Here is a 1,937-nt window from a genome sequence, read left to right as displayed (position 1 = left end):
GAGGACCACTGTCAGATCGCCGCCGAAGTGGAGTTCAGCGATCTTCTCCTGAAAGACGTCATTGCGTGACGAGAGCAGATTGCCGAGCTGGTACGCTACACCCGGAAAGGTTGCGCGTACGGCTGACGGAGCCATCTCGTTCAGATAGGCCGGGACCACTCCCCACGCCCCCTGGATGGCAAACTGCATCAGGAAACCGCCGAGTGCGATCAGGACAAAGTGATGTGTCCAGGCCCAGAGCGGAATCATCGGGATGGCAAGCAACGCTGCCAGGATAATGGCGCGCCGTCGCCCAATCCTTTCCGACAGGCTGCCGAAGGTGATGCCTCCGGCCAGGGCGCCGACGCTGGAGACATTTGAGATCATCCCCTTCCAGAAGTCGTTAGTCCCACGATCGGCCTGCAGGAAGGTCGGATACAGGTCCTGCGATCCGTGACTGAAGGAGGTAAAGGCGGTCATCAGCAGAATGAGGAAGACGAACGATGGAAGGTACGTTCTGATGTCGTGCATCGAGAGTCCCCTCTTAGGAGCTATGGCACGCTCGCCACGCCCTGCGATCCAGGCCGGACTCTCTTCCACCTTGCTGCGGATGTAGAAGACCAGCAGTGTGGGTGCAGCACCGATGATGAACATCGTCCGCCAGGGCGCCCAGGGGCCGCCAATGTGCAGATGCGGGAAGACAAGGGCGTAGACTAGGCCGGCGATCAGGTTGCCGGTGACGTAGCCCTCCTGCAACAGGCCGGAGAAGAACCCTCGCCGCTCCTTCGGCAGCGTTTCGAAAGCAAGCGCCGCGCCGACGCCCCACTCTCCGCCCATGGCGATGCCGAAGAGTGCGCGGGTAATCATCAGGAATGTAAGCGTGGGTGCAAAAGCGCTGGCGAGCTCGAAGATCGAAAAACTGATGACGTTGAGCATCAGGGTACGACGGCGGCCCCAGCGCTCAGCCAGAGCTCCGAAGATCAGCGCTCCCAGCGGCCGCATGGCCAGCGTCCAAAAGGTACCTTCGAGAAGATCCGGTAACTCAAGTAACATTTTCGAAATGTTACCTCCGGTGAGGACCGATCTCTATGATGCCCCGGCCCTTCTAGGGGATGGCTCTGTGTCCTCAAAGCTTTTCCCGTACACTGGCGGGAATGCGGTCCGTTCCCCCAACTGCTCTACGTGCCGTCGCAATCGGAGGCGGTACCGGCCTCTCCACGCTGCTTCGCGGTCTAAAGCGATATGTTGCTGTTTCCGGAGCTACCTCTGGCTGTGCTGACGGTCCCTGCCTGCTTGCCGATCTGGCGGCCATCGTCACGGTAACCGACGATGGAGGCTCCTCCGGCCGTCTGCGTGAAGACTTCAACATGCTGCCCCCCGGAGACGTCCGCAACTGCCTGGTGGCGTTGTCCGAGGATGAGCATCTGCTCTCACGGCTCTTCCAGTACCGCTTCGGACAGGGCGAGTTGCAAGGTCACTCGCTGGGAAACCTCTTCCTGGCGGCACTGGACGATCTCTGCGGCGACTTCGCGCAGGCGGTGCAGCACTCCTCGCAGATTCTGGCCACGCGCGGACGCATCTACCCAGCGACCACGGACAATGTCTCCCTCGCCGCCCTGATGGACGACGGCAGCCACGTTCACGGAGAGACCAGCATCACGGCGAGCAAGCAGCGGATTCACGAGCTGTATCTCGAACCAGCCGAGGCGCATCCCGTGCCTGAAACGCTGGAGGCGATCCGACAGGCGGACCTCATCAGCGTGGGACCGGGCTCCCTTTACACGTCACTGGTCACCAATCTGCTGGTCCGTGGCATCCCCGAAGCGATCGCCACGGCAAAGGCGACCCGCATCTACGTCTGCAACCTGATGACCCAGGCGAACGAGTCCCTGGGCCTGACCGCATCTCAGCATATCCAGAAGATCATGGACCACGCCGGCGGCCACCGGCTCTTCGAC

General features: G+C 61.5%; 2 protein-coding genes. One reads left to right on the top strand and one right to left on the bottom strand.

All coding sequences use genetic code 11. From position 1 onward, the window contains the following. The coding region (locus AB4043_RS25610) for an MFS transporter (protein ID WP_442308532.1) at nucleotides 1-1,032 on the bottom strand (1,032 nt) is incomplete at its 3' end. Between the two features lie 101 nt (nucleotides 1,033-1,133). Between AB4043_RS25610 and AB4043_RS25605 the strand changes: the two genes are divergently transcribed. Continuing rightward, nucleotides 1,134-1,937, top strand: an 804-nt coding sequence (locus tag AB4043_RS25605) for a gluconeogenesis factor YvcK family protein (protein WP_442308531.1), incomplete at its 3' end; no start/stop codon positions are given.

Source organism: Terriglobus sp. YAF25, assembly GCF_052113305.1.
In the GTDB taxonomy this organism is placed as follows: domain Bacteria; phylum Acidobacteriota; class Terriglobia; order Terriglobales; family Acidobacteriaceae; genus Terriglobus.
Note: the sequence above shows the minus strand (reverse complement) of the source record. Positions and strands in the feature narration are given on the sequence as shown.